Source organism: Kitasatospora sp. NPDC058170, assembly GCF_042883905.1.
GTDB lineage: Bacteria > Actinomycetota > Actinomycetes > Streptomycetales > Streptomycetaceae > Kitasatospora.
This window is the reverse complement of record NZ_JBHVUV010000017.1, coordinates 135,130-150,544: the sequence shown is the minus strand read 5'-3', so window position 1 is coordinate 150,544 and position 15,415 is coordinate 135,130. Positions and strand designations below refer to the sequence as shown.

The 15,415-nt window shown below is 72.0% G+C and carries 11 protein-coding genes and 1 pseudogene; 6 read left to right on the top strand and 6 right to left on the bottom strand.

Annotated features, from left to right (window positions below; all coding sequences use genetic code 11):
* Nucleotides 1-163: 163 nt before the first annotated feature.
* Together ACFVVX_RS20555 and ACFVVX_RS20550 are read right to left on the bottom strand one after the other, a co-directional pair.
* The gene (locus ACFVVX_RS20555) at nt 164-433 is read right to left on the bottom strand and encodes an amphi-Trp domain-containing protein (RefSeq protein WP_387947507.1); all 270 of its coding nucleotides are present in this window, start codon (nt 431-433) and stop codon (nt 164-166) included.
* Between the two features lie 163 nt (nt 434-596).
* Complete coding sequence (locus ACFVVX_RS20550) at nt 597-1,973, bottom strand: diacylglycerol/lipid kinase family protein (RefSeq protein WP_387947505.1); 1,377 nt, start codon at nt 1,971-1,973, stop codon at nt 597-599.
* A gap of 258 nt (nt 1,974-2,231) precedes the next feature.
* Between ACFVVX_RS20550 and ACFVVX_RS20545 the strand changes: the two genes are divergently transcribed.
* Both ACFVVX_RS20545 and ACFVVX_RS20540 read left to right on the top strand, forming a co-directional pair.
* Nucleotides 2,232-2,948: a flavodoxin family protein gene (locus tag ACFVVX_RS20545; protein ID WP_387947503.1), complete on the top strand. Its 717-nt coding sequence runs from the start codon at nt 2,232-2,234 to the stop codon at nt 2,946-2,948.
* Between the two features lie 470 nt (nt 2,949-3,418).
* Nucleotides 3,419-5,695, top strand: a complete 2,277-nt coding sequence (locus ACFVVX_RS20540; RefSeq protein WP_387947501.1) for a PAS domain S-box protein — start codon at nt 3,419-3,421, stop codon at nt 5,693-5,695.
* A 114-nt stretch (nt 5,696-5,809) separates the two neighbouring features.
* Here ACFVVX_RS20540 and ACFVVX_RS20535 read toward each other — a convergent pair whose 3' ends face one another.
* Nucleotides 5,810-6,004 (bottom strand): hypothetical protein, encoded by a 195-nt coding sequence (locus ACFVVX_RS20535; protein WP_387947500.1) that lies wholly within the window; start codon nt 6,002-6,004, stop codon nt 5,810-5,812.
* Between the two features lie 389 nt (nt 6,005-6,393).
* On the opposite strand from ACFVVX_RS20535, the gene ACFVVX_RS20530 reads away from it, so the two are divergent.
* Nucleotides 6,394-7,761 carry a PhoH family protein gene (locus tag ACFVVX_RS20530; protein WP_387947498.1) on the top strand — a complete coding sequence of 456 codons (1,368 nt, stop codon included), beginning with the start codon at nt 6,394-6,396 and terminating at the stop codon, nt 7,759-7,761.
* A gap of 146 nt (nt 7,762-7,907) precedes the next feature.
* Here ACFVVX_RS20530 and ACFVVX_RS20525 read toward each other — a convergent pair whose 3' ends face one another.
* The gene (locus ACFVVX_RS20525; protein ID WP_387947496.1) at nt 7,908-8,570 is read right to left on the bottom strand and encodes a response regulator; all 663 of its coding nucleotides are present in this window, start codon (nt 8,568-8,570) and stop codon (nt 7,908-7,910) included.
* Entirely contained in the window at nt 8,545-9,717 is a 1,173-nt protein-coding gene (locus ACFVVX_RS20520) for a sensor histidine kinase (RefSeq protein ID WP_387947494.1), read from the bottom strand. The genes ACFVVX_RS20525 and ACFVVX_RS20520 overlap by 26 nt, the downstream gene beginning before the upstream one ends.
* 175 nt (nt 9,718-9,892) lie before the next feature.
* On the opposite strand from ACFVVX_RS20520, the gene ACFVVX_RS20515 reads away from it, so the two are divergent.
* The 3 genes and pseudogenes from ACFVVX_RS20515 to ACFVVX_RS20505 form a co-directional block, all read left to right on the top strand.
* Nucleotides 9,893-12,172, top strand: coding sequence for an MMPL family transporter (locus tag ACFVVX_RS20515; protein WP_387947492.1), 2,280 nt, complete (start codon nt 9,893-9,895; stop codon nt 12,170-12,172).
* 251 nt (nt 12,173-12,423) lie between these two features.
* On the top strand, nt 12,424-14,037 hold the full coding sequence (locus tag ACFVVX_RS20510; protein WP_387947490.1) for a peptide chain release factor 3: 1,614 nt from the start codon (nt 12,424-12,426) through the stop codon (nt 14,035-14,037).
* 18 nt (nt 14,038-14,055) lie between these two features.
* Nucleotides 14,056-14,298 (top strand): annotated as a pseudogene (locus tag ACFVVX_RS20505) (flavodoxin family protein); the annotation flags it as partial.
* A 2-nt stretch (nt 14,299-14,300) separates the two neighbouring features.
* On the opposite strand, the gene ACFVVX_RS20500 reads toward ACFVVX_RS20505, so the two are convergent.
* Complete coding sequence (locus ACFVVX_RS20500) at nt 14,301-15,383, bottom strand: substrate-binding domain-containing protein (protein ID WP_387947488.1); 1,083 nt, start codon at nt 15,381-15,383, stop codon at nt 14,301-14,303.
* Nucleotides 15,384-15,415 lie beyond the last annotated feature (32 nt).

The following is a 15,415-nucleotide window of genomic DNA, read 5'->3' as shown; positions in this document are numbered from 1 at the left end:
CTGACCGGACCCGCGCTGGCCGAAGCCGGGCTGACCGGACCCGCGCTGGCCGGACCCGGGCAGGCCGAACGGCGCCCCGCTCGAAGCGCGGGACGCCGTTCGGACGGAGCGCCGCCAGGGGCCTGCCGAGCCTGTCCGGCCTGCCGGGCCGGGGCCGGTCGCGTCAGCCGTGGGAGCCTCCCGTGGGACGCGACGCCGTCCCGGTCTGCGCGGTCGGCCACTTGAACTCGATCTCCAGCTCGATCTCCCCGTCGCCGACCTCGACCTCGATCTCGCTGCGGAGCTCCTCGGGGATCCGCAGGGTCAGCCGCCCCGGGCCGAGGTCCAGTTCGGCGCTGCCGCCGTGCCTCAGCGCGTCCGCGAGCGCGGCGAGCTGGTCAGCGGCCTCAAGACGTGACAGTGAGGCCTTCTGCTCGAAACTGAGGTCCTTCACGGATGTCTCCAATCCGGTGGGCACGGCGGTCGACGGGCAGGGCGGACGGCCGCTCGTCCTTCCAGCCTGCGCGTCGTCGCAGGCTCCTGCACCTCGGACCGGTGGAGCCCGGGGCCCGTGCCCGGCTGCCGTCCGGCCGCCGCCCGGCCCGCCGTTCCGATGCTCAACCCCGCGCGCCCGGGCCGGGCCGGGACTGGGTGAAGGCCAGAGCCACGACCGCGTGCCAGTCCATCGGCGGCCGCGCCACCGGGGGACCGGGTCGGTGCCTCGGGACGCGCACCCGCAGGGCGCCCGGGCGGATGCCGCAGGTCACGGGAGACGGCAGGGACAGGGCCTCGCCGTCCACGGCAACCGGGATGCTCCCGCTGTCCGGCCCGATGGTGATCCGGTGGGAGGTCAGCACCTGGAGGCCCGCCGCCCTGGTCCCGCGGAGCGCGAGCTCGGCCGCCTGGGCCGCGTTGCCCACCCGGATCCCGACGACACCCAGCACCCCGAGGTCCAGCCGCGGCCGGCGGCCGCCCGCCGCCATCGGACCGGGGGCGGCGTACGGGTTGTTGCTGACCAGGAGCGCCTGCTGGGCCTCCAGCCGGGCGTCGTCGGTCTGCGCGTCGAGCGGCCGGCCGGCGTACCCGAGCAGCAGGTCGGGCAGCGCGTCCAGGGCCGAGCCCGCCTTGGCGTCGCGGTACTCCGGCCGCTGCACGATCTCCGCGTACACCCCGAACGAGGCCGTGTTGACGAAGGTGAGGCCGCCCACCGTCCCGAGATCGACCCGCAGCTCCTCCCCGTCGGTCAGCGCGTCCAGACAGCGGGACGGGTCCTCCCGGTCCAGCCCGAGATCCATCGCGAAGTGGTTCCGGGTGCCCGCGGACACCACCAGGAACGGCAGGTCGTGCTCGGCCGCCACCTCGGCCACCAGGGCCTGGGTGCCGTCGCCGCCCGCCACCCCCAGCAGGTCCGCGCCCTCGGCCACCGCCCGGCGGGCGATCGCGGCGACGTCCACGGTGGCCGAGGTGTCCAGCAGCACGACCCGGGCGCCCAGCACCTCGGCCTTCCCGACCAGCCCGAACCGGCCGACCTTGCCGCCGCCGGACTTCGGGTTCATGATCAGCACCGGTCGCCGCGGAGGGGTACAGGCCGTCGCCCGCATGCCGCCGGGCCGGTGCAGCCTGAACAGCGCCGCCCGCGCGCACAGCACGGCCGCTCCCCACAGCACGATCGCGGCCAGGGCCGCGGGCCACACGTCCGCCCGGGCGTAGAGCACCAGGACGGCCACCGGCGCGACCACCGCGAGCAGCACCCCGGCCGCCCGCACGAGCCCCCGATGGGACAGCACCCACCAGGTACCGGCCGCCGTGCCGATCGCACCGGCCAGCCCGACGGCGAGCACGAACAGCCCGCCGGGCCCGCTCGCCGCCACCAGCGCCGCCACCGCGGCCAGCGTGCAGGCCAGCGCCAGCCGGGCCAGCGACCGGGCCGCCCGCCAAGCGGACGACCGGGCCGACGACGGGGCGTGTACCGGTCCGCCGGAATGGGGCGACATCGTCCTCACGTCCTCCGACCGGCCCTGACGGCGGTCCTCCTGGGCGGTTCCCCCCGTGTATCGACCTTAGGAACAATCGGCCCCGCCTGCATCCGGATCCCGCCCCTGCCCCGCCGTACCCCGCCGTACCCCACCGCGCCCTGCCGCGCCCCCACGGCCGGGCAAGCGGCCTAGCCCGGCGGGCGCCCCCGCGGCCGGGCTGCTCAAGTGGATGCCGACGACCCCCGCCGCCGCCCCGGCCCCCGAAGGAGCTGCACCGTGCCCGACCCCGCCCCGTCCTACCGCGACCTCCGCGCCCTGGTGATCAACTGCACCCTCAAGCGTTCCCCAGAGCGCAGCCACACCCAGGGCCTGATCGACGTCAGCACCGGCATCCTGGAGCGCCAGGGCGTCCAGGTCGACGTCATCAGGGCAGTGGACATCGACATCGCCACCGGCGTCTGGCCCGACATGACCGAACACGGCTGGGAGACCGACGAGTGGCCCGTCATCTACTCCCAGGTGATGTCCGCCGACATCCTCACCCTCGCCGGCCCCGTCTGGCTGGGAGACAACTCCTCCGTGATGAAGAAGGTGATCGAGCGGCTGTACGCCTGCTCCTCGATCCTCAACTCCGATGGCCAGTACGCCTACTACGGCCGGGTCGGCGGCTGTCTGATCACCGGGAACGAGGACGGTGCCAAGCACTGCGCGATGAACGTCCTCTACAGCCTCCAGCACCTCGGCTACACCATCCCGCCGCAGGCCGACGCGGGCTGGGTCGGCGAGGCGGGCCCCGGCCCCTCCTACCTCGACCCCGGTTCCGGTGGCCCGGACAACGACTTCACCAACCGCAACGCCACCTTCATGACCTGGAACCAGCTCCACCTCGCCCGCATGCTCAAGGACGCCGGCGGCATCCCCGCCCACGGCAACCAGCGCTCCCAGTGGGACGCCGGCTGCCGCTTCGACTTCGAGAACCCCGAACACCGCTGAAGGCTGGTGCTGGGCCTTCGGAGAAAGATCGTTGAGCGGGCGCTTTGGCCGGCTGTCCCCGGCCGAGATGCTGTCCTTCGTCGGATCACAACGCCGCGGCCGCAGCCGTCCCCACCCGTTCAAAGGAATCGCCCCCGGCGGGACCACCCGAGCAGTCAGGACCGCCTAGCCTGCAGTCCGACTACCGAGCGGCCGTCGATGCATCATGTCGGAATCCGCTGGCCGGGGCTCGCGATGGACTTGTCCGTTGTGGGCTCCAGAAGCCGACCGGCCGCGTTCGCAGGGGGAGTGGACCCAAGCCCGCGACATATGGTCATTTTTAATCTCCTCTTATGAATATTCAAATGTCAACGGCCAATTGTGGACATATAAAGGCGCCCGGAGTCCTGATGCGCTGGGGTGGAGCAGCACCACCGGTACAGCAAGGCGAGGGAGCAGGCGTGGGTGACGTGGCGGGTCGGAGACCGGGTATGGACACGGCTGCCGGCCAGGGGACGGACTGCCGGGGTGTCACGCTGGGTGTGGGGGTGGTGGAGGAACGCTTCCGGGCGCTGTTGGAGGCGGCGCCGGACGCGATGGTGATCGCGGACGATGCGGGGGTCATCACGCTGGTGAACGCGCAGACGGAGGCGCTGTTCGGGTATCCGCGTGAGGAGCTGCTGGGGCGCCCGGTGGAGTTGCTGGTGCCGACGCGGTTCCGGGGTCAGCATCATCGGCATCGCGACGAGTACGCGGCGAACCGGCAGGTGCGTCCGATGGGGGCGGGGCTGGAGCTGTACGGGTTGCGCAAGGACGGCACGGAGTTCCCGGTCGAGATCAGTCTCAGCCCGCTGGAGACCGCGGACGGTCTGCTCTTCTCCGCCGCCGTGCGCGACGTCAGCGACCGCAAGGCCGCCGAAGCCCGCTTCCGGGCGCTGTTGGAGGCGGCGCCGGACGCGATGGTGATCGCGGACGATGCGGGGGTCATCACGCTGGTGAACGCGCAGACGGAGGCGCTGTTCGGGTATCCGCGTGAGGAACTGCTGGGGCGCCCGGTGGAGTTGCTGGTGCCGACGCGGTTCCGGGGTCAGCATCATCGGCATCGCGACGAGTACGCGGCGAACCGGCAGGTGCGTCCGATGGGGGCGGGGCTGGAGCTGTACGGGTTGCGCAAGGACGGCACGGAGTTCCCCGTCGAGATCAGTCTCAGCCCGCTGGAGACCGCGGACGGTCTGCTCTTCTCCGCCGCCGTGCGCGACGTCAGCGACCGCAAGGCCGCCGAAGCCCGCATCAACGAGCTTGCCGCGCTGGTCGAGTCCTCCCAGGACGCCATCCTCGCCAAGACCCTCGACGGCCGCATCACCTACTGGAACGCCGCCGCCCACTCGCTGTACGGCTACACGGCCGCCGAGGCGCTCGGCCGCAATGTGGCCATGCTGGCCCTGCCCGAGTACCAGGAGGAAGTCACAACGCTGCTGAAGCGACTGGGAGACGGTGAGAAGGTCGAGCACTTCGAGACGCTGCGGGTCACCCGCACCGGCCGGCTGATCGACGTGGACGTGACCTTGTGGCCCACCCGGACCTCCGACGGTACGGTGACCGGCGCCTGCGCCATCGTCCGCGACATCAGCGACCGAAAACGAGCGGAGGCGGAGCTCACCGCCCTGTACGAACAGCAGCGGCACATCGCCCTCACCTTGCAGCGCAGCCTGATGGGCACCCCGCCCGCCATCCCGGGCCTGGCCACCGCCAGCCGCTACCTGCCCGCCACCCAGGGCGCCGGGGTCGGCGGCGACTGGTTCGACCTCATCCCCCTGGGCGCCGGCCGCGTCGGCGTCCTGATCGGCGACGTCATGGGCCGCGGGCTGGAGGCGGCCGCGGTCATGGGGCAGCTGCGCTCCGCCGCCCACGCGCTGGCCAAGACCGGTATGGAACCCCGCCAGCTGATGCAGGCCCTGGACGCGGCCGTCACCGACCTGGAGCTGCCCGACCAGCTGGTCACCTGCTGCTACCTCGTCATCGCCCCGGACACCGGCGAGGTCACGATCTGCTCGGCCGGGCACCTGCCAGTCCTCCTGGCCGTACCCGGCGAGAGCATCCGGGCGCTGCCTGCCCCGGTGAGTGCCCCGCTGGGCGTCGGCGGCATCCCCCACCAGCAGGCCTGTCTGGCCGTACCGCCAGGTGCCACCCTGCTGCTCTACACCGACGGCCTGGTCGAGACCCCCGGCGGCGACATCGAGGCCCAGATCACCGAGCTGGCCGTGACCGTCGGCCGCGCCTTCACCGGCGATGGCGGACTGGAAGCCGTCGCCGACCACGTCCTCTCCGTCGTGCTGCCCGACACCGACGGCCACAATGACGACGTCACCCTCCTCCTGCTACAGCTTCCCGCCGCCCCGCTGGCCACCGTCACCACCGACCTGCCCACCGTTCCCTCCTCCGTCGGCGAGGCCCGCGCCTTCCTCAGCAGGACGCTCACCGCCTGGGGCTGCGCCGAGCGAACCGACGACGCCTGCCTGCTACTGTCCGAGATCCTCACCAACTCTGTCCGGCACGGCCGGGGGCCGATCGAACTGCAGCTGCGCCGCACCAGCACCGAACTCACCGTCGAGATCGGCGACCGCAGCTCCCAGCTGCCCCACCCCCGCCTTGCCACCAGCGAGGAGGAGTCCGGCCGGGGGCTCATCATCGTCGACGCCCTGGCCGATGCCTGGGGGGTCCGCCCCAGCGGCAGCGGCAAGACCACCTGGTTCACCGTCCGGCTCTGAACGGCCGGCCGGAGTCGCATCATCCACACATGCAGGTCAGGCAGGGTGCCAGAGTGTTCCGCCGATCTGGCTGGGGGACAACTCCTCCGTGATGAAGAAGGTCGTCGAGAGGCTCTACGCCTGCTCCTCGATCCTCAACGCCGAGGGCCAGTCGGAGGCTGTGCCGTCCGGCATCCCGGCTACAGCCCGGACACCGAGGCCCACCCACGCTCCGGCAGCCGGCTCCTCGCCGACCCCGTCCTCGTCCCCGACGTCGACGGCTGCCCCTTTCACCGCACCCGCCGCGTCGCCCTCCTGAGCTCCGGGCATCCGTAGCCAGGCTCCTGGCTGCGCCCTCGGACGAGCACCCCGGGGGAGCGACCGAACACCCTGGGCGACCGGGGTGGGGCGGGACAGCACCCTCCGGTCACGGTTTCCGGAACACCTTCGGCCCACCCTTGACAGCCCCACCGGCGACAGCGTCAACTCGCTGATCAGGGCGAAGCTCGCTGAACGGTGGGCCGGCCGCCCTGCACCCGAACGGCAGCCATGCCGCCCTGCGACCAGCCGGAGGCCCGCCACAGCCGACCGCCGCTTCCCCGCGAAGCGCGGTCCTCCCGTCCGAGAAACGCTCCGAACAACGCCCGGAGCACACGGCGACCCAACGACGGTCCCGGATTTCCGAGGGACCAGGACCAGCTGCCTGAGGAGACGAGCACATGGATGACCGAGCCTTCATGGCCGACGGATCCCACCGGGACTCCCGGTCCCGCAAGGGCGACCGGCGCTCGTACGTTCTCGACACCAGCGTGCTCCTGGCAGACCCTCTCGCCATGACCCGCTTCGAGGAGCACGAGGTCGTCCTGCCCGTGGTGGTGGTGACCGAGCTGGAGGCCAAACGCCACCACCCGGAGCTGGGTTACTTCGCCCGCCAGGCGCTGCGCCTGCTCGACGACTACCGGATCCGGCACGGCCGCCTCGACGAGCCGATCCCGGTGGGCGAGCTGGGCGGCACGATCCGGGTGGAGCTCAACCACTCGGACACGTCGACACTGCCGGCCGGCTACCGCATCGGCGGCGGCGAGGCGGACACCCGCATCCTCGCAGTCGCCCGCAACCTGCAGGCCGAGGGGTACGACGTCACCGTCGTCTCCAAGGACCTGCCGCTGCGGATCAAGGCCAGTTCGGTCGGCCTGCTGGCCGAGGAGTACCGCGCCGAGCTGGCGGTGACGTCCGGTTGGACCGGTATGTCCGAACTGCACGTCTCCGGTGACCAGGTGGACGCGCTGTTCGGCGCGGGCCACGACGCCACCGTCGAGGTGGACGGCGTCGAGGAACTGCCGGTCCACACCGGACTGGTGCTCACCTCGGAGCGCGGCAAGGCCTTGGGCCGGGTGGTCGGCGACGGCCGGGTGCGGCTGGTGCGCGGGGACCGCGAGGCCTTCGGGCTGCGCGGGCGCAGCGCCGAACAGCGGGTCGCGCTGGACCTGCTGCTCGACCCGGAGGTCGGCATCGTCTCGATGGGCGGGCGGGCCGGCACCGGCAAGTCCGCGCTGGCGCTCTGCGCCGGGCTGGAGGCCGTGCTGGAGCGCCAGCAGCACCGCAAGGTGATGGTGTTCCGGCCGCTGTACGCGGTCGGCGGCCAGGAGCTCGGCTACCTGCCGGGCTCCGAGACGGAGAAGATGAGCCCCTGGGCGCAGGCGGTCTTCGACACCCTCTCCGCCGTCACCACCCCGGCCGTGATCGAGGAGGTCATCTCCCGCGGGATGCTGGAGGTCCTGCCGCTGACCCACATCCGCGGGCGCTCGCTGCACGACGCGTTCGTGATCGTGGACGAGGCGCAGTCGCTGGAGCGCAACGTGCTGCTGACGGTGCTGTCCCGGATCGGGCAGGGCTCGCGGGTGGTGCTCACCCACGACGTGGCGCAGCGGGACAACCTCCGGGTCGGTCGCTACGACGGCGTGGTGGCGGTGGTGGAGAAGCTCAAGGGGCACCCACTGTTCGCCCACATCACGCTGACGCGTTCGGAGCGTTCGCCGATCGCGGCCCTGGTCACCGAAATGCTCGAACACCCCGACCAGCAATGACCCGACGCGGCGCGAGCACGGTCGGCATTGTCCTCCCGCGGCGGCCACACGCTCACGTCGGGCTCGACGTGAGCGAGTCGGTCTCGCCCCGCCCGCCGGTGACCGCCCATCTTGTGCTCGTGATGGGACATGGCCCGGCACCCGGCTCAGGTTCCGGGGAGGATACGGCGCGTTTCGTAGGCCCACATCGCGATCTCGACCCGGTTGCGGGCGCCGAGTTTGGCCATCAGGCTGGCCAGATGCGTCTTCACCGTGCTGAGGCTGATGTGCAGTGCATCGGCGATCTCGGTGTTGGTCAGCCCGCGAGCTACGGCGAGGAGCACCTGCTCCTCGCGGGCCGTGACGGGTGAGACCGGCTGGGCCGCGGGCCGGCCGGCGGGCAGGTCCGCGAATGCCTGGAGCAGACGGACGGTGACACTGGGCGCGATGAGCGCCTCCCCGTCGGACGCCGACCGTACGGCCTGGGCCAGAAGGTCTGGTCCCGTGTCCTTGAGGAGGAATCCGCGGGCGCCGGCACGCAGCGAGCCGTAGACGTACTCGTCGAGGTCGAACGTGGTGATGACGACCACGGTCAGCGGGTCGGCGACGCCCGGGCCGGCGACCAGCCGGGTGGCCTCGAGCCCGTCGAGTACGGGCATGCGGATGTCGAACAGGCAGACGTCGGGCCGCAGTTCGCGGGCCGAACGTACCGCTTCCCGTCCGTCGGCGGCCTCGCCGACCACCTCGATGCCGGGCTGGGCGTTCAGCATGATCCGCAGCCCGGTGCGGATGATCGTCTGGTCGTCAGCTACGAGGACGCGTATGGACACCGCTCTCGCTCCTCGCTCTTGGCAGCTCGGCTTCGACATGCCAGCCCCGGTCGGTGCCCGGGCCCGCTCGTAGTGTGCCGCCGATCAGGGTCGCGCGCTCGCGCAGTCCAGTAAGTCCGTATCCGTCGCGACCCCGGCCGGTGCGCCGGCCGTTGTCCCGCACGCTCACCCGTACCGTGTGCCGTTCCGCGGCGACCCGGACGACGACCTCGGTCGCGTCGACCGCGTGGCGCAGCGCGTTGGTCACCGACTCCTGCACGATCCGGTAGACGGCGGCGTCCACGGCCGGGGGCAGCGTGTCCAGCTCGCCGTCGAGCCCCAGATCGACCCTGATGCGACCGCCGGGGGTGCGCACCAGGCGCTCCAGATCCGCGACGCCGGCAGGGGGCGCCAGCTCGGTGCCCACCCCGCGGTCGCGCAGCGCGGCGACCATGGCGCGCATTTCCTCCAGCGTGCGCGCCCCTTCCTCCTCGATCCCCTCCAGCGCCTCCACCGCGGCGGACGGGTCGGTGCCCGCGAGTACCCGGCCCGCCTGGGCGATGATCACCATGGCCGACACGTGGTGGGCCACCGTGTCGTGCAGTTCCCGGGCGAGCTGCTCGCGCTCGCGGGAGCGCACCTGCTCCAACTCCCGCTCGCGAGCGGTCACCCGGAACCGCACCGCAGCCCCGAGCACGCCGGGCAGCAGCCCGAAGACGAAGCCCACGACCTGTTCGACGACCGGGGTCTCGTCCGTGAAGGCACACAGCGCGCACGCGGCGACGATCATCGCGCCGCCCAGCACGATCTCCCGTCCCGATCCCCACCGGGGCAGCGCGTACACCAGCACGAGCACGACCGCGCCGGTGTACAGGCCGACGGGCTCGCGCGGTGCGGCGACGAGCGAGGCCACCTGAAGCAGGATCACCGAGCCGAACGCCAGCGTGGCCATCGCCAGCGGGCGGGCCCGGCGCCACAGGGGCAGCAGGCACAGCCATACGGCGAACACCACCGCCACCGGACGCCACACGAGGTTCTCGCGCAGAGTGGCCTCCAGCGCCACACCGGCAAGGCCCGCGGTGAGCAGCGCCCAATCCCGCCGCACCCGGGCGGGCGCGTCGGGCGGCCGGGGTTCGGTCCACAGGGTTCGCAGGTCGTCTCTGAGCACGGTTCCCAGCCTAGGGACCGCGGCGTGCCGCGCATCGGCCGAAAGGACGGGTCGTCACTCCGCCCCGGGGCCGGCGGATCCGCGACCCGCGGGCCGATGCCGCGGAGCGCCGTGGCGACGAGCCTCGACATCGGCGGCCGTACAAGGACGGCCGACGAAGTGGTTGGAGGACCCGATGCTCTCGAAAGCCCTGTTGCGCCTGGGCGCAGGCGCCGCCCGCCATCCCTGGCGGGTGATCGCGGCATGGCTGGCCGTCGCCACGCTCGCCGTCCTCGCAGCCGTCGCCTTCGGCGGGCGGAACGCGGATTCGATGACCGCTCCGGGACTGGACTCCCAACGGGCCGCGGAACTGATCGAGCGGGCCGGCACCGGCCAGGAGGGGATGACCGCCCACGTGGTCGTCACCCCCCTCGACGGCGCTGCGACGTTCCTCGACCACGACGGTGCGCGCACCGCTCTCGTGCGGCTGCAGACCGAGGTGCAGCGGCTGCCGCACGTGCTCGGCACGAGCGACCCGGCGGGGGCACTCGACGCAGGCGGGGACACCGCCGTGCGCGGCGGCCTCGTCTCGGTCGACGGGCGGATCGCGGTCGTCCGGGTGCAGTACCCCGACCAGAGCCGACTGTCGGCCGAAGACCTCGACGCCCTCGTCGATCTCGGCGATCGGCTGCGCGCCGAACTGCCCCTGCGCATCGAGATGGGCGGGAGCCTCTTCTACGCCTTCTCCGACCCCGACGGCGGCGCGAGCGAGTTGATCGGCCTCCTCGCCGCGGCCGCGATCCTGTTCCTGGCGTTCGGTTCGCTGGTCGCCGCCGCGCTGCCTATCGGCATGGCGGTCTTCGGGCTCACCGTCGGGGTCGCCACGATGACAGTACTGGCGGGGGTGACGGACGTCCCCACCTTCGCACCTGTCCTCGGCAGCATGGTCGGGCTCGGAGTGGGCATCGACTACGCGTTGTTCGTGCTCGCCAGGCACCGGGAGTACCTCGCGCGCGGGCTCGATCCCCGCGAGGCGGCGGGGCGAGCGGTGGCCACGGCGGGGAGGCCCGTGGTCTTCGCCGGCGGCACCGTCGTCGTATCGATCCTCGGCCTGGCGGTCGCGAACGTACCGTTCATGACGGTGGGCGGGCTCGCCGTCTCGATCGTCGTCCTGATCATGGTGGTCGCGTCGGTGACGCTGCTGCCGGCCTTCCTCGGCGCCGCCGGCCCACGCCTGGCCCGGGCCGGCCGCATCGGCCGGATCGGCCGGGCTCTGCAGACCGGCAAGCCGGGCCGACTCGCACGGCGGCGGGACCCGGCGGCAGGCGCCGTCCACGCCGCCGGGTGGCGTCGCTGGATCGGGCACGTCAGCCGGCACCCGGTGCCGTACGCGGTAGGCGCGGCGGGGCTGCTGCTGACCGCGACGCTGCCCGTGCTCGGCCTGCGCGTCGGCCTGCCCGACGACGGCTCACTGCCCCGCAGCCGTACCGAGCGCCGGGCCTACGACCTCGTCGCCGAGGGGTTCGGCCCGGGCACCAACGGTCCCCTCGTCATCGCCGCGGACCCCGCCGGTGATCCGGGAGTGCTGGACCGAATCGTCGCAACGGTCGCGGCGGATCCGGGCATCGCATCCGTCGCGCCGACGCACATCGATCGGGCCACCGGCATCGCCACCCTCGTGGTGTTCCCGACCACCAGCCCTCAGGACAAGGCCACGGCCGACACCATCGCCCGGCTGCGCACCGACGTGCTGCCCGCGGCGATCGGGCACGGCCCGGCCAGGGCCCACGTCGACGGCGGCGCCGCGAGCCTGTCCGATGTGGGCCGACGCACCAGCCAACGCCTGCCGGTGCTCGTCGCCGCCGTGCTGGCGATGTCCTTCCTGCTGCTGATGCTGGTCTTCCGCTCGGTACTCGTACCGCTCAAGGCGGTACTGCTGAATCTGCTGAGCATCGGCGCGGCCTACGGCATCATGGTCGCGGTCTTCCAGTGGGGCTGGGGAGGCGCACTCATCGGGCTGGAAGCGACCGTTCCGATCGTGTCGTTCATCCCGATGTTCCTCTTCGCCATCCTGTTCGGCCTGTCGATGGACTACGAGGTGTTCCTCCTCTCCCGCGTACGCGAGGAGTACCTGCGCACCGGCGACAACGGCACGGCGATCGTCGAGGGCGTCTCGCGCACCGCCCGGATCATCACCTCGGCCGCCCTCATCATGGTGGCGGTCTTCCTGTCCTTCGCCGTCGCCGAGGACCCCTCCACCAAGATGTTCGGGCTCGGCCTGGCCACCGCGATCTTCATCGACGCCACGGTCGTCCGCATGGTGCTGGTACCGGCGACCATGACACTCCTCGGCCGGACCAACTGGTGGCTGCCCAAGTGGCTGGACCGGATGCTTCCCCGCGGGAGCGATGCTCAAGACCTGTGGACCGGTTCCGGGAGGGACGCGGAGGGCGTACCTTCCCGAATGATCCTGTGACGGTCACCGACAGGACCTCATGACGCCGGAGGCGGCCGCAGAGACCATTCGGACCCCCGGTCCCGTCTCGCGTCGAGCAGCGAGGCACGAGGTGGGTGCCAGGCGGTCTTCCTCCGGGGTGCAACCGGGCCGGTTGGGGGAAACTCCGTCGGGCTGGCTAGAATCGCTGTTCGGCCTGTGGAATCACGAGGCTCGGTCCAGCAGGTACGGAGGCGTCACCGGCCTGATACCTCCCGCACCCGAGGAAACACGTGAGCAGCGAACAGTCCATCCCCGTCATCCAGGTCCTCAACGAGGCCGGTCGTCGCCGGACCTTCGCCGTGATCAGCCACCCGGACGCCGGCAAGTCCACCCTCACGGAAGCCCTGGCCCTGCACGCGCGGGCGATCACCTCGGCCGGCGCGGTCCACGCCAAGGGCGGGCGGCGCGGCGTGACCAGCGACTGGATGGAGCTGGAACGCGAGCGCGGTATCTCGGTGACCTCGGCGGCCCTCCAGTTCGACCACCGCGGCCATGTGATGAACCTGGTCGACACCCCCGGTCACGCCGACTTCTCCGAGGACACCTACCGGGTGCTGGCGGCCGTCGACTGCGCGATCATGCTCGTCGACGCGGCCAAGGGCCTGGAGGAACAGACCCGCAAGCTCTTCGCGGTCTGCCGCCACCGCGGCGTCCCGGTGATCACCTTCATCAACAAGTGGGACCGCCGGGGCCGCGATGCGCTCACCCTGCTCGAGGACATTGAGACCCACCTGGGGATCACTCCGGTGCCGGTGGTCTGGCCGGTCGGAGTCGCCGGCGACCTGCGCGGTCTGGTCGAGGCCGAGAACACCGAGCAGATGCTCCGCTACACCAGGGTGCCCGCCGGCACGCACGCCGCCCTTGAGGAGAAGCTCACCGCCGAGCAGGCCGCCGAGCGGGAGGGCGAGGCGTGGGAGACCGCGCTGGAGGAACTGGAGCTGGTGCTCTCCTCCGGTCCCGGCTACGACCAGCAGGCGTTCGAGGAGGGCAGGATCAGCCCGGTCTTCTTCGGTGCGGCGCTGACGAACATCGGTGTGAAGCTCCTGCTGGACGCCGTGGTCGACCTGGCCCCGTCGCCCGGGCCGCGTCCGCTGGCCAACGGTGGGGCCCGTGAGGTCGGCGAGGAGTTCTCGGGTCTCGTGTTCAAGATCCAGGCGAACATGGACCCGGCGCACCGCGACCGGATCGCGTTCATCCGGGTCTGCTCCGGCGTCTTCGAGCGCGGCATGAACGTGACCCGGGCGGCCAGCGGCCGCTCCCTGACCACGAAGTACGCGCACACCGTGTTCGGCGCCGAGCGCACGGTCGTCGACAAGGCGTACCCCGGCGACGTGGTCGGCCTGATCAACGCGAGCGCGCTGCGCGTCGGCGACACCCTGTACACGGGCAGGAAGGCGGAGTTCCCCGGACTGCCGGCCTTCGCCCCCGAGTACTTCGCGGTGGCCCGTCCGAAGGACATCAGCCGCTCCAAGCAGTTCCGTAGGGGCGTCTCGCAGCTGGACGAGGAAGGCGTCGTCCAGGTGCTGGTCTCCGACCGACGTGGTGACCAGGCGCCGGTGATGGCGGCGGTCGGCCCGATGCAGTTCGATGTCGTCCTGCACCGGATGGAGCATGAGTTCTCCTCCCCGATCGCCCTCGACCACCTCCCGTACCGTCTTGCCCGCCTCACCGACGCCGCCGGCGCCGACGTGTTGGCCAAGGACCGTCTCACCAACGCCGAGGTCTTCACCCGCCGCTCGGACGACGTCCTGTTGGCCGTCTTCGCCGACAAGTGGCACCTGAACTCCTTCCAGCGCGCCAAGCCGGACGTCCTGCTGCAGCCGCTGATCGCCACTGCGGACTGACCGGCGGTCAGCCAACCGCAAAAGGTCATCGAGCGGCTGTACGTCTGCTCCTCGATCCTCAACGCCGAGGGCCAGTAGGCCTGCTACGGCCGGGTCGGCGGCTGTCTGATCACCGGGAACGAGGACGGCGCGAAGCACTGCGCGACGAACGTCCTCCACAGCCTCCAGCACCTCGGCTACACCATCCCGCCGCAGGCCGACGCGGGCTGGGTGGGGGAGGCTGGCCCCGGCACGTCCTACCTCGACGGCGGCCTCGACGGGGGTCACCGGCTTCGGGAGGAGTCCCGGATGTGCAGGGCGGGCAGCAGCTGGAGGTGGCTCAGGGTCGGCCTGCGGTCGGCGGCGAGCACCGTCAGCAGGCGTTGGGCGGCGGTGTGGCCGATGACGCGGCGCGGCGGGGCGACCGCGGTGATGGGGACGTCGGCGAACGCGGCGACCTCGTCGTCGTAGGAGACCAGGGCCACGTCGTCGGGCACGCTGAGATCGCGCGCGTTGAGCCACTGCAGGAGCAGCACGGCCTTGTCGTCCGAGTGCGCCAGGATCGCGGTCGCCCCTGCGGCCAGGGCGGCGTCGAGGAAGTCCTCCAGCGCCTTCACGTCGTAGGGCGTGTTCACCTTCGGCATGCCGGGGTCCAGGTCGAACATCCGCCGGGCGGCGTCGTAGCCGCGGTGGATCCACGGGCTGGTCGGGGTGGAGTCGGAGAAGACCGCGATCCGGCGGTGACCCTGGGCGGCGAGGTGCCGGAAGGCGAGGAAGGCGCCGTATTCGTGATCGGAGGCGACGTAGTCGACCGGGTCGAGTTCGAGCGGCTGGCGGCGCTCGACCAGGACGAACGGCACCTTCAGGTCGTTCAGCCAGAGCGGGACCGGGGTGGTGGCGGTCGTCAGGAGCAGGCCCTCCACCCCGAGTGCCACCAGGCGCTGGACCTCGCGCAGGTCGCACTCGGCGTCCCCGTCGGCGAGATCGCCGGGATCGCCGGGGTCGCCGGGATCGTGGCCGGAGACGGCGAGTACCAGGCGCACCCGGTGGGCGTCCGCGTACGCCTGCGCGCCGAGGACCAGCTCGTGGAAGTAGTACCGGGTGGAGGGCACCAGCATGCCGATCGAGCGCATCCGCGCCGGAGCGGGCGCTGCCGCCCGCCGGGCGGGACGCTCGGCCTTCGGCGGACGGCGCAGCATCGCCCCGCCGTGTACCCGCACCAGCAGACCGCGCTGCTCCATCGAGACGATGTCGCGACGGACGGTGATCAGCGAGACGCCGAGCTGCTCCGCCAGCTCGGCGACCCGCACCGAGCCGCTGCGGCGCAGCCGCCGCAGGATCGCGTCGTGGCGTTGGGCGGCGTTCACGGGCGGCTCCGACGGCTGCGGCAGAGGTGGGA

Coding starts and splice junctions, on each gene's coding strand:
- ACFVVX_RS20550 (WP_387947505.1), bottom strand. CDS start 1,973: ATGTCGCCCCATTCCGGCGGACCGGTACACGCCCCGTCGTCGGCCCGG.
- ACFVVX_RS20540 (WP_387947501.1), top strand. CDS start 3,419: ATGGACACGGCTGCCGGCCAGGGGACGGACTGCCGGGGTGTCACGCTG.
- ACFVVX_RS20535 (WP_387947500.1), bottom strand. CDS start 6,004: ATGCCCGGAGCTCAGGAGGGCGACGCGGCGGGTGCGGTGAAAGGGGCA.
- ACFVVX_RS20530 (WP_387947498.1), top strand. CDS start 6,394: ATGGATGACCGAGCCTTCATGGCCGACGGATCCCACCGGGACTCCCGG.
- ACFVVX_RS20515 (WP_387947492.1), top strand. CDS start 9,893: ATGCTCTCGAAAGCCCTGTTGCGCCTGGGCGCAGGCGCCGCCCGCCAT.